The following is an 18,056-nucleotide window of genomic DNA, read 5'->3' as shown; positions in this document are numbered from 1 at the left end:
CTCCGATCATCCCACTCAGCGGCTCCCTCCAGCACAAAATTTCCCCATTCCAGCACGCAACTCGTTCTTATCTACAGTGAATAGACAGCCTCACCATCTACGCTATTTGTCCGATTTTAACCCCAATGAAAATCTAACAGACAGGAAATACACTATTGGGTCGTAATGGACCCAATATAAGCGATGATGATGCCAATAATGTCTTGGATGAGGCTGTCGATTCATTGTGAGTAACACCGCAATATTGAAAATCTAACGGACTCAGATGACGCTATTTGGTGCATTTCCGCCTATTCTATGCGATTTTGACGGAAGTAAGGTCGTCTGTGTCCGTTACAATTTGAACAGGCCTCATTTTTGCGATATAGTGACTGTGGTGTCCGTTACGATCAGCCTTTACTTAACTGCGCTGCCGTCCACAATGAATCGATAGCCTCTGGATGTCGAGTAGCGTCATATATGTCCGATAGGCAGTGTGTGAACATGATACAGAAAAGCCGAAGATCCGCCACATTTGGTGATCTTCGGCTTTTTTTGTACGATTACTTCATGGAGTCCAGCCGCTCGGTCAACATGGCCAAATCCTGTTTCAACATCGCGTAGTCGCCGGCACCAAGCAAGGGATCGTTGCTGGCCGCAATTGTCGCCTCGACCGGCAGCACGCGATATCGGTAAGACTTGTCCGGACGATACCGGTGGACCCATGTCGGAATCGCTTCGACTTCCGTCAGTTCTATCGTTCCCTCGGTGACGTTCTTCTTGATGTTTACCTTAAAGATCGCGCCGTAATCCTTGGATTCGCCCCGCTGATTGGAGATGAAGTTGCCCATGGAATAGATGATAAGGGATTGCTTCGGCCGGCCTTGATCGTCAAATGAATCTACCATCTCGTAAGGCTGGAGGACATGGGGATGAGAGCCTGCAATGATATCAGCGCCCGCTGCGGCAAGGGAACGTGCCAGCGTCTTCTGAGAGTCGTTAGGAACGGTCTGGTACTCCGAGCCGAAGTGCAGGGCTACGGTAACCAGATCCGCGCCTGCTTCGCGCAGCCGAGCTATGTCGTTTTTGATCTTGGCTTCATCGATCAGGTTGACGAGATACGGCTTTCCTTGCGGGATCGGTATGCCATTGGTTCCATAAGTGTAGGAGAGCAGTCCCATCGTAATGCCGTTTTTCTCCGAGATGACAAGCGCATCGGCTTCTTCCTGAGACGAAGCCGTGCCGAACGCTTGCAGCCCGATCTCCTTCAGGTTGTCCAAGGTGCGCAACAGTCCCTTCTCCCCCTTGTCGAGCGAGTGATTGTTGGCCGTTGACAACAAGTTAAAGCCGGCGTTCTTCAACGCTTCGGCAAGCTCGGTGGGAGCATTGAAGGTCGGATACCCGCTATAACCGAAGTCTGCGCCAGCAATAGGCGTCTCCAGATTTGCCATCACCCAATCTCCTTCGCTCAGGATGGGCTTAACGTTCTCGAAGAAAGGGGTGAAGTCGTATACTCCGGTAGCCGAATTGTAAGCCCCGGGCAATTGGGGCGAGTGGCTCATAATGTCGCCGACGCCCAACCAAACGGCTTCGGCAAAAACAGGAGGCGGGGGCGTAGGCTCTGGCGTAGGCGAGGCAGGAATGGTCGCTTCCATGGTTGGCGTAGCTTTTGCTGTTGTTCCCGACGAACCTGGAACTTGATTTCCGGAGTCGCCGGTTATGGTTGGGTATAGCCATACGACTGCCACGGCCAATGCGAGTACAGTTAATATGGAAAACAAAACATAAGGCCTTGCTTTATGTTTACGAGATGATCTTTTTCTCAATGTCATTAACGTCCTCTCATTGGGCTGTCGGCTATAAAGACCGTCGAGGCCGCTTCCAGCTCCTCAATCGTCCACCAACCCCATGCAGCGTTTCTCTCTGGCAGGGAGCGGAACGTTAAAGTTTCCTTCGTGACGGGATGAGGGAATGATACGGAGGTGGACCAAAGCTGAACATCGGCAATGTCCTTTCGTTTGGCGGCTCCATATTTCGAATCTCCGACTAGCGGGCAGCCGATATGCGCCAGTTGGGCGCGGATCTGATGCGTCCGGCCGGTATGCAGCTTGACGGCAAGCAGGCTAAAGCCTTGAACGGTTGCCATAACGGTATAGTCCAAAATGGCTTCCTTTGCCTCTGCCGCAGGCGAATCGAAGACAACTGCCAGATTGCGCTTCGCATCCTTGCGGATATAGTGCTTCAAAGTCGCAGTCCGCTTCGCCGGCGTGCCTTGAACGATGCACATATAGGTTTTGCCGAAATTCCGGCTTCGAACGGCTTCGGACAATCGCGACGCCGCCTTGGACGTCTTGGCGAACACCATGGCGCCGCCAACAGGACGGTCCAGGCGATGGACAAGACCAAGAAAAACATTGCCTGGCTTGCCATATCGCAGCTTCAGATCATCCTTCAGCAGCGTCAGCATATCCGGATCCCTTGTCTCGTCCTCCTGGGAGGGGATGCCTGGCGGCTTTACGACTGCCAGCACATGATTGTCTTCGAATAAGATGTCAATGGCCATTATTCGGACTCCCAGCGCCCCAAAATGCCGCAAGGCAGTTGAAGGCCGGAACGGGTGATAGGCAAGCCGATCTCGCCGCAATGGGTGGCTCCGCCGTATTTGCTCTTCATCGACATATGAAGCATGTTATGCAGAACCGTCGGCGACAAGCCGGTCGTATAAGAATTAATGAGCAGGAAAAGCGGCTGGTCGGATAAAATCGTCGTGCATGTCTGCAGGAACGGGTACAAATTCTCTTCCAGCTTCCAGGTCTCCCCGTTAGGACCCCGGCCATAAGACGGCGGATCCATAATAATGGCGTCGTACGTGCGGCCGCGGCGCTGCTCGCGCTGAACGAACTTGAATACATCATCCGTAATATATCGGATGGGCGCAGACTCCAGTCCGGACAAGACGGCATTGTCCTTGGCCCATTGGACCATCCCCTTGGCGGCGTCGACATGGCAGACCTCGGCGCCGGCGGATGCGGCTGCAACAGTCGCTCCTCCGGAATAAGCGAACAGATTCAACACGCGGATAGGACGCCCCGCTTTGCGAATTTTGTCCATCATCCAGCTCCAGTTAACCGCTTGCTCCGGGAATAAGCCGGTATGCTTGAAGTTCGTCGGCTTGATATGGAACTTGAGATCGCCGTAAGCGATCGTCCAACGTTCGGGCAAGCTCGGGCGCATCTCCCACTTGCCTCCTCCGGAAGCGCTTCTGTGATAATGCCCGTCGGCACGCTTCCAATCACCGCTCTCATCGGCGATGGGCCAAATGATTTGAGGATCGGGACGACGGAGCACATATTGGCCCCAACGCTCCAGCTTATCCCCGTCTCCCGTATCGATTACCTCGTAATCGGACCACTGATCAGCTACATACATCAAATCAACCATTCCTTATCTATTGAAAGTCTTGTAAAGTAAACATATCATCGCTTATTATAACGAAGCAAGGAAGAGGAAGCAACGAATGGAGACGTTTGGAGGCGTTATTATTGGTCGCGAACAAAACGATATGGTTTATTCTATTATTGACGGGAGCCGCAGGGCTGGCTATTCTCTGGTCGACGCTGCCCCAGCAAGGAGGTTACGCCATTGATGTCGACTTCCATACCTATATGGCAAGATGGGCGAGCGATGGATGGACGACGTTCATGAAGGCGCTGGACAAAGTGGGCTCGACAGCCGGACTTGTCGCATTGACGCTTCTGATAGCCGCCATCATGGGCTGGAGACTGGGATTGAGACAATCAGGATATCTGATCGGAGCGATGGCAGCCGGCTATGCTCTTAATACGGCCATCAAAGCAGGAGCAGACCGTATGCGCCCGGTTCAAGCTTGGGGTATTGAGGTGGACGGCTCCAGCTTCCCGAGCGGGAATGCGATGCTGGGATTGATCCTGTTTGGCCTGACCGGGCTCTTCATCTTAAGCAAGCGCAGCGTTATAGGATGGCAGAGAGGGATGATCGCGGCACTATGCGGGGTCATCATCCTTTTACTAGGACTTAGCCGCTTATATTTCCACGTCCACTATTTGTCCGATATTGCGGCTGGTTATGCTGGGGGATTGATTATTGTAGCGGCGGCTATGCTGCTATTCCGTGAGGGTGGCCATATACCGGAACGGAAAGGAAGGAGGCGGCTATCATGATGGTGCTGGAATGCGAATGCGGCAATCGTACGGGATTGTTTGCTACGGGAGACCGTGACGAACATGGAAGGGAATTTATTGAGCTGGAGGATGATGACCGGTTCGGCTTCGAAATCGGTGAGGACAGCGTTGTCTTTCGATGCTCGTTCTGCGGATATAAGTACATGTTAAAGCAATATGCTCCATTCGAATAAAACAACCGGGCGGCTTCTCTGGCGAATGTTAGCGAGAGACGCTGTCCGGTTGTCTTTTTTCGCTCAGCCCAAGGATGGCGTAGCCGTTTCGCCTTGTCGCAAACTATAAGCATCAATAGCAATAGTACTTCTCCCAAATTTTCTTCGAATCATCCTTGTTGTCTTCCCACCAGCAGAAATCATCCCACCAATCGTCATCCCACCAATCATCGTCCCACCAATCCCAGAAGCCGCTGCTGTTCTTTTTGTCCGATGTTTTGCCTTTCTCATACTTCTCTCCGCCGCCATAACTTCCGCTATCGCTGCTTCCGCTCCCGGAAGAACCGCCGAAGACGGAGAACAGGCTGGAGAAGAAGCCCTTACTCCCATTGTTGTCATAACTGCTCGAATAACTGGAGGCGAAGGCTGAAGCCGGGAATGCTAGCAACGTCAGCAACAAGGTTAATCCGACGACCCTCTTCCATACGGCCATGAGTGAATCCCTCCTTTCGAATTATATAAAGAACACACTGTTCATTATAAAGAAATTTACGTTTTTGGGCAAGAAGTCTCCCACATCTAAACTACCTTACTCGAGATAGTGAGGCTTAGGTAGTGAGAGGAAGTGGGGGAGTTTCACCATGGGAAATGAATAGATGTAAACGATAAGTATCCAGAATTGCAGCCTAAGAGAAAGGCTGCTTGCTATAGAAACGGGGTGATCGTACTTCATCATAATAGGAATTGTGAAAAATCGCAGTCGTCGCCGGCGACAGAGGAGGAATCAACCAGGACCAGCGGCCCGTCACGTCGCGTCCGCTTTCCCTCTCATTTTTCTCGAATCTGGAGAATTGCTGAGCTGCCGTATGGTGATCCACTATCGTGATACCGGCGCTTCTATAGGATTCCAGAACGGCGACGTTCAATTCGACCAGCGCGCGGTCCTTCCACAAGGAGAAATCCCGGGATGTGTTCAGTCCCATCGCTTTCGCCATTGCGGGAAGCAGATTGTATCGATCTTTGTCTGCAAGGTTTCTGGCACCGATCTCCGTACCCATGTACCAGCCGTTGAACGGAGCTGCCGGATAGTAGATGCCGCCGATCTCCAGCGTCATATCCGAAAGAATCGGCACGGCGTACCAGCGGATGCCTTGCTCGTCGAAGGCGGGATAATCAGGATGCCGTATGTCGACCTCAAGGACGAGCTGCGGAGGAATATCGTACCATACGGGCTGCCGTCCTGGCAGGTTGAAGACGAGAGGCAGGAGGTCGAACGGCGTACCGGAGCCGTGCCAGCCGAGCGCCTGACAGGTTCGGGTGAAGGAGAGGGAGGCGGGATCGCCAACGATGCTGCCGTCATCTTGTTCGTACCCGGCATAACGAAGCAATTGATGATTCCATATGCGGGGACCGCTCTCCGGCTTTTCGGCATACTGCTGCGGGGCGAAGATCGTCATGAAAGGCTTTATGATTCCGCCGCAAGTAGCGGATTCGATATGCTCGAACAAGGCGCCCGCCATTCTATCTTCGCTGTTGATGGTTCTGGCGTCGATGATGTTTAACGTATCCCAGAATAGTCTTCCGATACACTTGTTGCTGTTGCGCCAGGCCAGCTTGGCGCCAAAAATAAGCTCGCCTTCGGTATGAGCATAGGTGCCTCGTTTGCTCAATTCTTCCCGAACTTCGTCCAATCTGGCAGTAAGCTCCGGGTCGCTGCGGCCGGATTCCCGATAAAAGGAGGCAAGAAAAGTTGATGCCGATTCGTATAGCTGCTCACGCTGAATGATGGGATTCATAAATACTCTCCTGTAAAGGGATTGTTTAGTTCTAGTATAGCAAGACCAGCTGCTTCCGACGGACTTCAGTTGTGACAATTTGTCCGTATAGCGGCCGCAACTTATTATCAATTAGAAGAATCCCCTGAAGTCGCCCCCAGTCGCCCCCCGACGAGCGGACCTGCAAGCAACCTTCCTGCCATGTTACAATATATCGGGTAACCGATTAAGACCAGGATGGGAGGCGCTCTCTAATATGATCGATATTCATACACATATACTACCGGGGATCGATGATGGCGCATCGGATTGGGAGGAAACATTGCGTCTGGCAAATGCGGCTGTAGAAGACGGCATTACGGCTGTTATAGCCACGCCTCATCATGCCAACGGCAAATATTTAAATGCCGCCCATGAAGTCAAGCAGCTTGCGGAGCGCGTGGACAAGCGGCTTAACGAAGAGGGCATTCCGCTGCGCGTACTGCACGGACAAGAAATTCGGATTCACGATGGCCTTCCGGAAGCGTGGGAACGCGGAGAACTACTTTCGTTGTCCGGATCCAGATATATGCTGATCGAGCTTCCATCTTCACATATTCCCAAGAGCATGGGCGAACTAATGCATGAGCTTGCGGTGCTTGGGCTGGTTCCGATCATCGCGCATCCGGAGCGCAATTCGGCAATCGCGCGTGACCCAAGGCTCCTGGAAGAGCTGGTGATGCGAGGAGCTTTCGCGCAAGTTACGTCTCATTCTTTGTTGGGAGGGTTCGGCAGAGGCGTGGAGAGGACGGCTTGGACGTTATGCAGAAGCGGTTTGATCCATATTGTATCTTCTGACGCCCATGATACGAATCGAAGGGGATTTAAGCTAAAAGAAGCATATCAAGTTATAGGCAAACGGCTTGGCGAATCCTATGTCGACTATTATCAATCCAATGCCAGCCGAATAGTATCCGACTCGCCTCTGGAACTTACGAGGGGGGAATCTCATGTGAAAAGCACTTCATTTAGCAGGTTTTTACGCAGATTAATTCCATAACCAGGCAGCAAGTCTCTGGTTAATTTATCCTATTCTTCAATAGGCAGCCTCTAACGCCGGGGTGCAAAATTAGGGTGAACAAAATGTCGCTTAAACAGAGGTATGTCATTTTCGGACCATATATTGGTTTTTTAATGTTCCATTATCCAATTATGCGGATCAAAAAAACCTTTTTTTATGGTTCAAATGGATCGAAAAAACGTTTTCAATCCGAACATTTAGCATCGGAATAGGCGGGATGTTCCTCTTTCAGACAATAGTCCCGTTTCTTTCTAGGATGGCGTATGCTTAAACAACAGGCCATCCCGGTCCGATTTTTCTGATAGAGTACCGGGCAACGCTTTATACAGCGAGAAAAGCTGCCGACCAGGAAAAAAAAGATATGGTTCCCAAGTGGGGGATGAATGCAGCCCGACACAAAACGCTTCGATTTGACATTCGGGGTTACTCACGTCATGAAAACGGTATCATTTTTGTCTGAAATTATAAAATTTAGTCTTCATTGCTCATATAGACCGACTTGAAAATGAGCGGGAATGACTAATCCACACATGTCTTTAATCCCTCATGGATTTAGGAAATCTATGGCATACTTAGAAGCGAAGTGTAAGACAGGCGTACATAATGCAAAAATCGATTAGTCAATCCGTAAGTTTGGAACCTCCTCAACAGATCTGGAATCGTTGTTGATGGATGGCAATCTAATCTTGCCGGCAACTGCCCGGCAAGGAATGGACGGAGGATTATGAAGATGAGTGTTCCATGCAAAAATGATAAACAAGCCAGATTTAAACAATTTCTGCAACGGCTGTCGGAAGACAAGGACGTAGGCAGGGGAGCGGTCAAACCGACCCACTCGCTGTCCGAGCTTCTGTTGTTCGCCGGATACAACCCCAATGGGGAAGCGATCGATATGGCGAGACTGGTGACATTACTGCTTCGTACGCAAGGGTTGGAAGGTTGCTCCGAACAAATGGTCGAGCATGTATTAAACGGCGGATCGATCGAAGGATTTTTTTTAACAAATGAATGCAAATCGTGAACCTCATGCTATCGTAAATGATTGAATGTGGTTCTTTTTTGAAGCAAAAGGTCGCGTTTTGAATAACTGGTATCATTAAAAAATTCTAATTGAATAACAAAAATGAAAGTTCGTTACGAATCCTATAATAGACTCTCGTTATCGTCGAAGGAGGAGGCAGTTTGGAATTAAAACAATATGGTCTCATTTTGAAAAAAAGGTTAGTCATGATTCTGCTTTTGGTTACCGTAAGCTGCCTGGGTATCGGCTTGTATTCCGGTTATTTTCTTAAGCCTCAATACCAGGCTTCCGCCAAGCTGATCGTCAATCAATACAAGGACAGCGGTTCGCTGCTGCCTAGCATCGACGTTGGCGCCATCAATAGCACAATCGGTCTAATCAAAACCTACAAAGAAATTATCAAGACGCCGCGCATGATGAAAAAGGTCGTTCAGCAGTATCCGGAGCTTGGCGTCACGCACAGCGAGCTGGTCGGGAGAGTAAGCGTGAGTTCGGTCAACGAGACGCAGGTCATGTCGATTACCGTCAAAGGAAGCTCGTACCAGGAAGCGGCGAATATGGCAAACGCGATCGCGATCGTATTTCAGCAGTCGGTCCCCGAACTTATGAAAGTCGATAACGTCTCGATCCTGGATCAAGCCAACCCGCTCGAAAATCGGGGGGCGGTATCGCCTAACATCAAGCTGAACGTGACCGTTGCCTTTCTTCTGGCGTTGATGCTGGGCGTAGGCATTGCATTCTTGCTGGAATATTTGGACGATACCGTCAAGACGGAGGAGGACATCGACTTGCTTCTGCAAGTTCCGGTGTTAAGCGCCATTCCTACATTCAGGGAAAAGGATTCGAAGGAGCGCGGAGATAAGCCGGAGACAGCTCTCAAAGCAGGGAGGGGAAACAATGCTACGCTTGACGCCTAAATGGAATTTGATTACCCATCTTAATCCGAAGTCGCCTATATCGGAGAGCTACCGGACTCTTCGAACGAACATCGACCATTCCACCATAAACCAGAAGCTGCAGATTATAATGGTCACCTCCTCCAAGCCGGGTGAGGGCAAAAGCACGACATGCGCGAATATGGCGGTCGCCTTTGCGCAAGCGAACAAGCGGGTGTTGCTCATCGACGCCGATCTGCGCAAGCCCACGCAGCATTACTTGTTCGGCACGTCCAATCGAAACGGCCTTACTACGGCTCTGTTCAATCAAAAGCCGCTTAAGGATATCGTCCAGCATACGGCCGTTGACAATTTGTTCATCGTGCATGCAGGCCCAACGCCGCCCAATCCATCCGAGCTGTTGTCTTCGCCTCAGATGGCGGAGTTACTGGACGAAGCGAGGAAAAGCTATGATGTCATCGTGCTGGATACGCCGCCGATCGTTACGGTGACGGACGCACAGGTCGTAGCCGTTATGAGCGATGGCGTCGTGCTTATCGTTCAATCCGGGCAAGTCAGCAAGGAGCATGTTCTAAAGGCGAAGTCTTTGCTCGATCATGTCAAAGCCAAGCTGCTAGGAGTCGTTTTAAATAATGTCAACAGCTCTCATGCAGATTCTTACTCCTACTATTACGGCGATTCCGAAGGTTAACCCGCAAAGCGATAGTGCTTGCAAGCCGAGGACGCTAAGTAGGAAGGTAATGTCTCCTGAACCTTTATCACTGGAGGCACTCGACCATGCTGTGGGAAATATGCCTTAGACGTTAATCGTCGCTGGTGTGGTGTGAGGTGGGGTTAAATGCCCTGATAGATTTCAACATGTATTGAAAATAATCGAGAACGGGGTGTGATTTCATGAAAAAAGTGACAAAAGCCATTATTCCCGCTGCCGGACTTGGTACGCGTTTCCTGCCTGCGACTAAGGCAATGCCGAAAGAGATGCTCCCGATCGTCGACAAGCCTACCATTCAATACATTGTCGAGGAGGCCATCGAGTCCGGAGTTGAAGACATTATTGTCGTAACCGGCAAGGGCAAGCGGGCGATCGAGGATCACTTCGATATCGCGTTCGAGCTGGAGCATACGCTTGAGATGAGAGGCAAGCTGGATATTTTGGAGAAGGTGCGGAAGTCGTCCAATGTCAACTTGCATTATATTCGCCAGAAGGAAGCCAAAGGTCTCGGACATGCCGTATGGTGCGCCCGAAACTTCATCGGCAACGAACCGTTCGCGGTCTTGCTCGGCGACGACATTGTGGAATCTCAAACGCCGTGCACGAGACAATTGATCGAGCAATACGAGCGTACGGGACGGTCCGTCATCGGCGTACAGATGGTTGGCGTAGATCAGACGCACCGCTATGGTATTGTCGATCCCGGCAATCGCGTTGACAACTTGTACGAGGTGAGCCGGTTCGTCGAGAAGCCGCCTCAAGGACAAGCGCCGTCTAACCTGGCCATTATGGGCAGATACGTGTTGACTCCGGAAATATTCGACTTCCTGGGCGAGCAGCGGATCGGCGCCGGAGGCGAAATCCAATTGACGGACGCGATACAGGAGCTAAACATGTCGCAGGGCGTATACGCATTCGATTTTCAAGGCGTTCGGTATGACGTCGGGGAGCAGCTCGGATTTATATTGACCACCATCGACTTTGCGCTTAGAAATCGGGAGCTCCGCTATCCGCTCATGACAGAACTTGAAGGACTGATGGAGAGAGAACTGCGTAACCATCTCATTACTGGAAGGAGCGAATAACGATGAATCCGTCGCCATTAAGAGAAGAAGCGGTCTGGAGCAGAGCCTCCTCCCCTTATAGAGGGTTCGCTCCCGCGCAGGAGAAAAGGAGCCTTACGGCTTACGGCGTCATGAAGCGGACCATGGATATCGGCGGTTCGCTGGCCGGGCTGCTTGCGCTCAGCCCATTGATTACGATGGTCGCCTTGTTGATCAAGCTGGAGGATCCGAAGGGACCCGTCTTCTTCCAGCAGACACGAATCGGCAAGGACGGCAAACCTTTCCGGATGTACAAGCTCCGGTCCATGTCGGTCAACGCGGAAGAGAAGCTGAAGGAACTTTTGGATAAGAACGAAATTAGCGGGGCTATGTTCAAGATGAAGGACGACCCGCGAATTACGAAAGTCGGCAAGTTCATCCGCAAGACCAGCATTGACGAGCTGCCGCAATTGCTGAACGTGCTGAAAGGAGATATGTCGCTTGTCGGACCAAGACCCCCTTTGGAGCGTGAAGTGACGGAATATTCCGACTATGATAAACAGCGTTTGATGGTGACGCCCGGATGTACAGGGCTATGGCAAGTAAGCGGCAGGAACAGTCTCAGCTTTCATGAGATGGTGGAGCTGGACATCAAGTACATTCAAAAAAAATGCATTTGGCTGGACATCAAGATCATGCTGAGAACGGTGAAAGCGATCATTGCCCCTCAGGATGCTTTTTAGCAGCCGGAAGGAGGTCTGCAGCATGGCTAAAATTCTTCACGTTTCGGAATTTACGAAAGGCGGCATCGAGACGTATTTAAATGAAATTCTTCGATACCAGCTGGCTTTGCATGACGTCCATCTCCTTGCGTCGGAGCAAAATTCCAATCGGGATTCGCTAAACATCGGCGCAGGCCGATTGCACTTGTATCCCTATAAGAGAAAGCCGCTTTTTATGCTAAAGGCGATTCGAACGATGGCACGCGCGGTGAAGGAGCTCGAGCCGGATATCGTCCATATCCATGGTACCTTCGCCGGGCTGTTTCTTAGATCCGCGCTGCTGCTCAAGAGACGGCGGCCCGCCATCATCTACTGCGCCCATGGATGGTCGTTCCTGATGGACACGTCCCCTTGGAAGAAGAGGTTGTACGCGGGAATCGAGAAGCTGCTGGCGGTTCGCACGGATGTCATTATTCATATTTCCCGGCACGAACACGACATGGCAGTGCGTTACGGACTTCCCAAAGAGAAGTCGGTCATTGTGTACAACGGCGTCTCCGATGTCCAAGTATCGACGAGTCCGCCGTTCGAGCCGGATCCGGATCGGATCAATCTGCTGTTTATCGGACGCTTCGACCCGCAGAAGGGTTTTGATCTTCTGCTGGAGACGTTTACGGAAGGACGATTCCGCAATGTCACGCTTTATCTCGCGGGAGGGACCGTGCTCCAAGACCGGCATTTCGACATTCCAGCGGATGCCGTCAAGCTCGGGTGGATCGATAATGCCGAGATTGCCAGCTACATAGAGGTTTGTGACGCCGTTATCGTTCCTTCCAGGTGGGAAGGCTTCGGCATCGTCGCCATTGAAGCGCTTCGCGGCAGGAAACCCGTCATTGCAAGCAACCGCGGGGCGCTTCCGGAAATCGTTGCGCATGGCATCAATGGTTATATCTTTAATTTCGACGACAAGGAAGAGCTTGCAACCATTATTCGCGGCCTTGATAAAGCGAGGCTTAAGGAGATGGGGGAGGCCGGGGAGCGCATTTACAGAAGCCGATTTCATTCCGATGAGATGAACTTCCAAATCCAGAGGCTGTACGAAGCGTTCGCCAAGGGGGACGGAAGGCGGCGGGACTCGCCCGTCGTGAGGGAATATGTCTAGTCTGGACAGCCGCAGGGATGGACTCAGGCATGCTTTTCTGGCGGGCTATCTCTTCGTGCTGCTGCTGTTGACCGTCTATCAGGACTTTCCGCTTGTCAAAATCATCGGAGAAATCGGAAGGACTCCGATCGTGCTGCTGTTTCCCGTATTCCTGTTGTGCGAGATCGCGATGCTGGCAAAGCATAAGCGGATAACGAACTGGACGAGGTTTCATACGTATATGTTCGGTTTCATTCTGTATTTGGCACTGGTGAGCCTGGTCTATATTCTGGTTCAGTATATGGGTGGAGCGTATAGCTTCGGTTCGGAAAATTTGCTGGGCAAAGGCGTCAAGGTGCTCATCTACTTTCTGCTCATCCTGCTGTATGTTCGCCATATCCAGCTTGTCGTCGCCAAGATCGGCAAGCTCGGGACCGTATGCGGATGCTTTCTAGCCGCCGTCACGTCGCTTCTGCTTATTATGTCGGTGGAGCTGGCGAGCATGCCGAACGCGTTGACGTTTCTGCATTCCGGCGACGCACCGTATTGGCGCGTCCGGCTGCTTACTTCGGAGAGCAGCACGACCGGCACAATCGTTGTGGTGTATGTCGCGATATTGGCTTACCTGAGCCGATATTGGAACAAGCTTGCCCGAACATTGACGATCGTTTATGCAGCAAGCTTCTTTCTGTTTTATTTGTTCGTGACGGGCTCGAAGGGATTTATGATCATTGTTTTGCTCACGGCTGCCGTTACCATGGTGAAATTTCTTGATTTTCGCAAAAAAAGGAATTTCGTGCTTCTCGTTGCGGCCTTGCTGATCATGTATCTGTTTATTGCGAATTTCTCGGTAGGCATTATCCAGTCCTTCCAAAACGATATCGAGAATTATACCTCGTCCTATACGCGCATGGGGACGATCGTAATCGCTTTGCTTACGGTGCTTAATCATCCCTTTGGCGTTGGCACGGGGGCATATCCCGTCTACTTCAACCATTATCTGGAGCAATCCGTCAATCTGATGTCAAGCGTTTATTACAAATGGTTCGGCGTCAGTCAGATCAATGTAAGCGAGCTGATTCAATATTCGACCAGCACCAAAAACCTTGGCGTTAAATCGGGTTTTTTCCAGTGGTTTATGTTCGGCGGGCTGCTTTCGGTCGCGTTTTTTTATTTGGTGGGACGCCATATGCTCTTGAAGGTAAAAACAAGCTCGATCCTGTTCCTTGCGCTCGTATTCACTTTGCTCTCCCTGCTGCTCGTATCGCTGGAGATCAAATACGAAATCTGGCTGTTGTTCGCGTTTATCGGCTTGCTGCCAGGCAAGGATGACCAACGAAGTCCATTTTACAACAAACCGGAGGCGCTGAAATGAATATTCTCGTAGTATGCAGCGATTTCCCGTATCCGGCCGACCATGGCGGAAGAGTAGATACGTGGGGACGAATTCGGGCGCTTGCGGGGCTGGGCTGGGGGATCGACCTGCTCGTCTGCGGCAAACACGTGCCTGCCGCGTCGGACCTCCGGGCGGCGCGGGCATGGGTAAACGATATCAAGCTCTGCGACCGAAAAAGCTCACCGCTCGACATTTTGATGCCGGAGCCGCTGCAAGTCCGTTCCAGAGACGCGCTCCGGACCGTTCCGATAGACGGCGATTACGACTACGTGCTGCTGGAAGGGGATTACGTTTACCCCGTTCTTGATAATCCGGGCATACGGGCGGAGCAGGCGATTCTGCGGGTTCATAACGACGAGTCCGCTTACTTTAAATCGCTGGCCAGAAGTACGGGCCAAATCCTGCACAAGCTGTATTATGCGATGGAAAGCTTGAAGTTCGCCGGATTGCAGAGAAAGCTGCAAAAGCGGGTGACCAAATATTTGTTTATCTCCAGCAAGGAGTACGACAGCTTCGTCACACGACATCCGCAAGCCGAGAGCCTGTTCCTGCCCCCGCCGCTTACGAGGGAGTCCTTCGCCAGGAGCCGTTTTGACACCAAACATGTTGTATTTATCGGCTCGTTGTTTATGCCTAACAACAGGGAGGCCATTCGCTGGTATCTCGATCAAGTTCATCCCAAACTGCTGGATATACCGGGTTATCGGTTCGTCATCGCGGGCAACAGCAGGGGAATGGGAGTGGAGTGGTTGAATAGCCAACGTCTGGAAGGGGTGTATGTACACGATACACCTGCGAATTTGGACGAGATATACGCGAAAGGTTATCTATTTGTCAATCCGATGCGCAATGGCGCGGGCGTTAAGCTGAAGACGATCGAAGCGATCCAGAACGGATTGCCGGTTGTCTCGACTACGGTAGGCAGCGAAGGCACGGGTCTAAGGAACGGCTTGCATATTCGGGTGGAGGATGAGCCGGCCGCATTCTGCCGAGCTGTGAGAGAACTTTTGGCGGAGCCGGCCGCGGCAGACTCGCTGCTTCAAGCGTCTCAGCAATTTATCCGAGAACGTTATAACCATAAGGAAACACTCAAAACGTATTTTCGATATCTTGAACGCACATACAGTCCGGAAAGGGGGATCTCTGATGTCAAGTCCGCTCATCAACATTCTGTTCGTGACGCACGCGGATAAGAAGGGAGGGGCCGAGCAAAGCTTGGTCCATCTGATCAACTACATCGATACTTCCCTGTACCGCATCTATTTGATCAGTCCCGGCAATGCGTCGTATCTGGGAGAGATCACCGCAAGTTTCACCCACATCCCGCTCAGTCTGGGCAGCATCAAAAAGAGGCTCGGCTTCGGATACGTGGAGACCGTGCTCCGCATCCGGTCGCTCGTCAAGAAGCTTGGGATTGATATCGTCCATGCCAATGGCTGGAGGGCGCCTTGGTACATTGGTCCGCTAAAGTTTATGTCGCCATGCAAGCGGGTATGGCATCACCGCGATCATACGCATCTTCGGATGTTCAATCGCGTGCTGCCGCGCTTCTTCGATCAAGTGATCTGCATCTCGAAATTCGTGGCAGGCTCCATTGAAGGGAGCAACAAAAAAGTAATCTACAACGGCGTGGACCCCAGACTGGCGATCGGCCGCAGAAGAAGGGGCTTCATGGACGACGGGCAATTGGTTATCGGGACCTTTGGCCGAATCGTGGAGTGGAAACGGTACGATCTGGTTATCGATGCGGTCGCCAAATTGCCTGCAAGCGGCCGACACAACTGGAAGCTGCTCATTGTCGGGGATGCTTCCATCGACGGCTCGGACCGTTACTATGACATGTTGATCCGCAAGGTGATCGAATACGGTCTAGAGCGCCATGTCGAATTTTGCGGACATACAAGCAAGCCGCTGGACAAGATGCAAGAGTGCGATCTGACGGTTAACTTCTCTCTAAACGAACCGTTCGGCCGCGTCATCATCGAATCCATGCTGGTCGGCACTCCGCCTATTGTGGCGGATTCGGGGGGAGCGCCGGAGATCATCGAACAGACAAAAGGGGGGCTCGTCGTTCGCGACGGCGACTCCGCGGCGTTGTACGAAGCGATTCGGGGCTTCTACGACGGAGAGGTTAACTACGAGGAGCTGGCCGTCAGAGGATACGACGGCGTGATGGACGCATTTCATATGGGCGCTATTGCGCGGAAGGTGGAGCATGTTTATCAAGGCATGCTCGAACCTGCCGCGATACGGCTGCCGGGAACGGCGGGGTGACGGAGATATGAGCGTATCCCGTGCGGCATTTAGTTTCGAGAAGGCGCTGGCCGTGCTGAAAGGTGCGGCGGTGCTGCCGTTCAAGGCAAGTTCTGCGGGCCGATTATCCCGTATTGCGGGCAAGCTTCTTCTCAAGAACAAGGGCGAGCTCATTATTGGCCGCAACGTCTCCTTCCACGCCAAGCCGTTCCCTTCGTCCGTCACGGTTGGCAAGGGTGCTCGTTTGACGATTGGCGACAACGTGTTTTTTAATTACGGGCTTGATATTGGCTGCACCTCGTCCATCACGATCGGCCGCCATTCGATAATCGGACCTATGGTCAATATGATTGATTCGAACTTTCATCCTGTCGATTCGCAGGACCGTTCGGCCGCGAAGCCGATCGTCATCGGAGACAATGTATGGATCGGCAGAGGCGCCATCATTTTGCCTGGTGTCCATATCGGAAGCGGTTCGGTCATAGCGGCTGGCAGTGTCGTAACGAGAGACATCCCATCCGCCGTACTGTCCGGGGGGACGCCCGCCAAAACGTTGAAGGAGATCGAGGTGCCGCCGGATTGGATTCGCAGATACAACTGACAGGGAAGGAATGAATGATGTGCGAATGGCCGACGCCGGGGAGAGAAGGCCGAAGAGAGTATGGATGTGGCCGAGAACAAGCGGACTAAACGTATACAATAATTTGTTGACGGAGGCGCTCATGGACGCCGGTCTAGACGTCAGGGATCTGAGCCATGGCAAGTTGATGCTTAAGATCGGCAAGGCAAGAAGAGGGGATGTCGTACATGTCCACTGGTTCCACCATGCCTATTGGCATAGGAATCCTGTCGTTTCCGCGCTAAAGTCGACCATCCTGATCCTTACCTTGACTTATATGCGCTTGCGGGGGATCAATCTCGTCTGGACGATCCATAATTTGTATCCCCATGACTCCGGACGCGGGGGGGCCGAGCGCTTGATGCGAAGGTTGATCTGCCGGTTCAGTACGGGCCTGATTGTAGCCTCGGAGTCGATTAAGCGTAAGGTCAAGGAGGAATTCGGCGTTCCGGAGCGCAAGCTCCATGTGGTAAAGCACGGTCATTATCTGGATGTCTACAAACCTCAAGGACTGCGAGTTCGAGAGCTGTACGGCATCGGCGACGACGACGACGTGTTCCTGTTTATGGGCGCCATTAAGCCTTATAAGGGCGTTGATGATTTGGTCGAAGCGTTCCGCATGGTCAGGACGGAACGAACGCATCTCATTATTGCCGGCAAAGCGGATGCGGAGCTGGAGCTTTATTTGCAGGGGCTTAGGCGGGAAGAGGGCGTTATTCTGATGCCCGGGTTCATCCCGAACGAAGAGGTAGCGGATTTGCTTAACGCCGCGGACGCCCTGGTTCTGCCATATAAAGAAATTACGACATCGGGTTCCGCGATTCTCGGTCTGACCTTTAAAAAGCTTGTCGTCATGCCGGATAACGAGTTTATCGATGATTATTTCCAGGAGCATATGGCTATTCGATACGATCCGAGCTTCGCAGGCGGTTTGGCAAGCGCTCTGGAAGAAGCAAGGATGCTGAAGAGGCAGCGCAAATCTCCCGATTACGAAGAAGCGCTTCGGGAGCTGGATTGGGATGTCATCGCACGCAAGACGGAGCTCGTGTACGCGGGGAGGGGATGAA

Annotated in this window: 19 protein-coding genes; 14 read left to right on the top strand and 5 right to left on the bottom strand. The window is 52.0% G+C overall.

Annotated elements, in window-relative coordinates; translation table 11 throughout:
• Window positions 1-542: 542 nt before the first annotated feature.
• The 3 genes from B1748_RS18240 to B1748_RS18230 are packed head-to-tail and all read right to left on the bottom strand — an operon-like array spanning window position 543 to window position 3,408.
• Window positions 543-1,811 (bottom strand): CapA family protein, encoded by a 1,269-nt coding sequence (locus B1748_RS18240; RefSeq protein ID WP_087569354.1) that lies wholly within the window; start codon window positions 1,809-1,811, stop codon window positions 543-545.
• Window positions 1,811-2,542 carry an RluA family pseudouridine synthase gene (locus B1748_RS18235; protein WP_087569353.1) on the bottom strand — a complete coding sequence of 244 codons (732 nt, stop codon included), beginning with the start codon at window positions 2,540-2,542 and terminating at the stop codon, window positions 1,811-1,813. The genes B1748_RS18240 and B1748_RS18235 overlap by 1 nt, the downstream gene beginning before the upstream one ends.
• Window positions 2,542-3,408: a class I SAM-dependent methyltransferase gene (locus tag B1748_RS18230; protein ID WP_087569352.1), complete on the bottom strand. Its 867-nt coding sequence runs from the start codon at window positions 3,406-3,408 to the stop codon at window positions 2,542-2,544. The genes B1748_RS18235 and B1748_RS18230 overlap by 1 nt, the downstream gene beginning before the upstream one ends.
• A 113-nt stretch (window positions 3,409-3,521) precedes the next feature.
• On the opposite strand from B1748_RS18230, the gene B1748_RS18225 reads away from it, so the two are divergent.
• Window positions 3,522-4,178: a phosphatase PAP2 family protein gene (locus tag B1748_RS18225; protein ID WP_087569351.1), complete on the top strand. Its 657-nt coding sequence runs from the start codon at window positions 3,522-3,524 to the stop codon at window positions 4,176-4,178.
• Window positions 4,175-4,372, top strand: a complete 198-nt coding sequence (locus tag B1748_RS18220; RefSeq protein WP_087569350.1) for a hypothetical protein — start codon at window positions 4,175-4,177, stop codon at window positions 4,370-4,372. The genes B1748_RS18225 and B1748_RS18220 overlap by 4 nt, the downstream gene beginning before the upstream one ends.
• Window positions 4,373-4,484: 112 nt before the next feature.
• On the opposite strand, the gene B1748_RS18215 is transcribed toward B1748_RS18220, so the two are convergent.
• Complete coding sequence (locus B1748_RS18215) at window positions 4,485-4,844, bottom strand: hypothetical protein (protein ID WP_087569349.1); 360 nt, start codon at window positions 4,842-4,844, stop codon at window positions 4,485-4,487.
• Window positions 4,845-5,037: 193 nt separating this feature from the next.
• On the bottom strand, window positions 5,038-6,147 hold the full coding sequence (locus tag B1748_RS18210) for a nitric oxide synthase oxygenase (protein WP_179215661.1): 1,110 nt from the start codon (window positions 6,145-6,147) through the stop codon (window positions 5,038-5,040).
• Window positions 6,148-6,382: 235 nt separating this feature from the next.
• Here B1748_RS18210 and B1748_RS18205 point away from each other — a divergent pair, with 235 nt between their 5' ends.
• The 12 genes from B1748_RS18205 (at window position 6,383) to B1748_RS18150 (ending at window position 18,055) form a co-directional block, all read left to right on the top strand.
• The gene (locus B1748_RS18205) at window positions 6,383-7,165 is read left to right on the top strand and encodes a tyrosine-protein phosphatase (protein ID WP_087569348.1); all 783 of its coding nucleotides are present in this window, start codon (window positions 6,383-6,385) and stop codon (window positions 7,163-7,165) included.
• A 751-nt stretch (window positions 7,166-7,916) separates the two neighbouring features.
• Complete coding sequence (locus B1748_RS18200; protein ID WP_087569347.1) at window positions 7,917-8,207, top strand: hypothetical protein; 291 nt, start codon at window positions 7,917-7,919, stop codon at window positions 8,205-8,207.
• Between the two features lie 161 nt (window positions 8,208-8,368).
• On the top strand, window positions 8,369-9,124 hold the full coding sequence (locus B1748_RS18195; protein WP_087569346.1) for a YveK family protein: 756 nt from the start codon (window positions 8,369-8,371) through the stop codon (window positions 9,122-9,124).
• Window positions 9,105-9,794, top strand: a complete 690-nt coding sequence (locus B1748_RS18190) for a CpsD/CapB family tyrosine-protein kinase (RefSeq protein WP_087569345.1) — start codon at window positions 9,105-9,107, stop codon at window positions 9,792-9,794. The genes B1748_RS18195 and B1748_RS18190 overlap by 20 nt, the downstream gene beginning before the upstream one ends.
• A 203-nt stretch (window positions 9,795-9,997) precedes the next feature.
• Window positions 9,998-10,900 carry a UTP--glucose-1-phosphate uridylyltransferase GalU gene (gene galU, locus B1748_RS18185; RefSeq protein ID WP_087569344.1) on the top strand — a complete coding sequence of 301 codons (903 nt, stop codon included), beginning with the start codon at window positions 9,998-10,000 and terminating at the stop codon, window positions 10,898-10,900.
• Window positions 10,901-10,902: 2 nt separating this feature from the next.
• A complete protein-coding gene (locus tag B1748_RS18180; protein WP_087569343.1) occupies window positions 10,903-11,601 on the top strand; it encodes a sugar transferase in 699 nt (232 codons plus the stop codon).
• Window positions 11,602-11,623: 22 nt separating this feature from the next.
• Window positions 11,624-12,742 carry a glycosyltransferase gene (locus B1748_RS18175; protein WP_087569342.1) on the top strand — a complete coding sequence of 373 codons (1,119 nt, stop codon included), beginning with the start codon at window positions 11,624-11,626 and terminating at the stop codon, window positions 12,740-12,742.
• Window positions 12,735-14,096: an O-antigen ligase family protein gene (locus B1748_RS18170; protein WP_087569341.1), complete on the top strand. Its 1,362-nt coding sequence runs from the start codon at window positions 12,735-12,737 to the stop codon at window positions 14,094-14,096. The genes B1748_RS18175 and B1748_RS18170 overlap by 8 nt, the downstream gene beginning before the upstream one ends.
• Window positions 14,093-15,310 (top strand): glycosyltransferase, encoded by a 1,218-nt coding sequence (locus tag B1748_RS18165; RefSeq protein WP_087569340.1) that lies wholly within the window; start codon window positions 14,093-14,095, stop codon window positions 15,308-15,310. Before B1748_RS18170 ends, B1748_RS18165 begins: the two co-directional genes overlap by 4 nt.
• Window positions 15,264-16,391, top strand: a complete 1,128-nt coding sequence (locus B1748_RS18160; RefSeq protein WP_087569339.1) for a glycosyltransferase — start codon at window positions 15,264-15,266, stop codon at window positions 16,389-16,391. The genes B1748_RS18165 and B1748_RS18160 overlap by 47 nt, the downstream gene beginning before the upstream one ends.
• 7 nt (window positions 16,392-16,398) lie before the next feature.
• Window positions 16,399-16,971: a DapH/DapD/GlmU-related protein gene (locus B1748_RS18155; RefSeq protein WP_087569338.1), complete on the top strand. Its 573-nt coding sequence runs from the start codon at window positions 16,399-16,401 to the stop codon at window positions 16,969-16,971.
• A gap of 10 nt (window positions 16,972-16,981) precedes the next feature.
• On the top strand, window positions 16,982-18,055 hold the full coding sequence (locus tag B1748_RS18150; RefSeq protein ID WP_256975750.1) for a glycosyltransferase family 4 protein: 1,074 nt from the start codon (window positions 16,982-16,984) through the stop codon (window positions 18,053-18,055).
• Window position 18,056 lies beyond the last annotated feature (1 nt).

It is taken from the genome of Paenibacillus sp. MY03, assembly GCF_002165585.1.
Taxonomy (GTDB): Bacteria; Bacillota; Bacilli; order Paenibacillales; family Paenibacillaceae; genus Pristimantibacillus; species Pristimantibacillus agaridevorans.
Note: the sequence above shows the minus strand (reverse complement) of the source record. Positions and strands in the feature narration are given on the sequence as shown.